Raw genomic sequence first — 1,092 nt, forward strand, 5'->3', positions numbered from 1 at the left:
CCACTTCCCCAACCCCTAACCCGCTTTTTTACTTTTTCCCATGTCTCTAACTTTCCAGGCTGTTATCGCTAAATTAAATGAATTTTGGGCTGATCGCGGTTGTTTAGTTGCTCAACCCTATGATACCGAAAAAGGTGCGGGAACCATGAGTCCCCACACTTTTTTAAGGGCAATTGGTCCGGAACCTTGGGCCGTTGCCTATGTGGAACCCTGTCGTCGTCCTACGGATGGCCGTTATGGCGAAAATCCCAATCGTTTTCAGCATTACTATCAATATCAAGTCCTAATTAAACCCTCTCCCGATAATATTCAGGAAATCTATTTAGACTCCCTGCGGGTGTTAGGAATTAACCCGGAAGATCACGATATTCGCTTCGTGGAAGATAACTGGGAATCTCCCACCCTCGGCGCTTGGGGTGTGGGTTGGGAAGTGTGGTTAGATGGTATGGAAATCACCCAATTTACCTACTTTCAACAGTGTGGGGGTATCGATTGTCGTCCCGTGGCGATCGAAATTACCTACGGTTTAGAAAGATTAGCCATGTATCTGCAAGATGTGGAGGCAATTAATAAAATTCAATGGAATGAAAATATCCTCTACGGTGACATTTTTCTACAAAATGAAATCGAACAATGTACCTACAATTTTGAGGCTTCTAATCCTGAGTTATTATTTAGTTTATTCAGTTTATATGAACAGGAAGCTAAACAATTAATCGAGCGTTCTCTGGTGATTCCCAGTCTAGATTATGTTCTCAAATGTTCCCATACTTTTAATTTACTCGATGCTAGAGGTGTGATTGCTGTAGCTGAAAGAACCCGTTATATCGGCAGAATTCGCAATTTAGCTCGACAGGTTGCTCAATTGTATTTACAGCAACGAGAAGCTTTAGGTTTTCCCCTACAAAAGGTCTAGCGATCTGGGCATCTTTGGTGATGCACCCCTACCAATTGTACTGCCCTTCTTTTAATCTCTTCGGGTCTAATTCCCCGCCGCTCGCGGCGTACAATAGAAAAATGAGTGAATACATCCATAAGAGCCATAATGTAAGTGTTTTGCTATATCATTTAGTGTTCCCAGCCAAATATCGT

Annotated in this window: 1 protein-coding gene and 1 pseudogene; both read left to right on the forward strand. The window is 42.6% G+C overall.

What is annotated here, in order from left to right:
- The first annotated feature begins 40 nt into the window (after positions 1-40).
- Entirely contained in the window at positions 41-916 is an 876-nt protein-coding gene (gene glyQ / locus IQ224_RS23670; RefSeq protein ID WP_002743587.1) for a glycine--tRNA ligase subunit alpha, read from the forward strand.
- 101 nt (positions 917-1,017) lie between these two features.
- Positions 1,018-1,092 (forward strand): annotated as a pseudogene (locus IQ224_RS23675) (IS200/IS605 family transposase); the annotation flags it as partial.

This window comes from Microcystis sp. LEGE 00066 (assembly GCF_015207925.1).
Classification (GTDB): Bacteria; Cyanobacteriota; Cyanobacteriia; order Cyanobacteriales; family Microcystaceae; genus Microcystis; species Microcystis ichthyoblabe_A.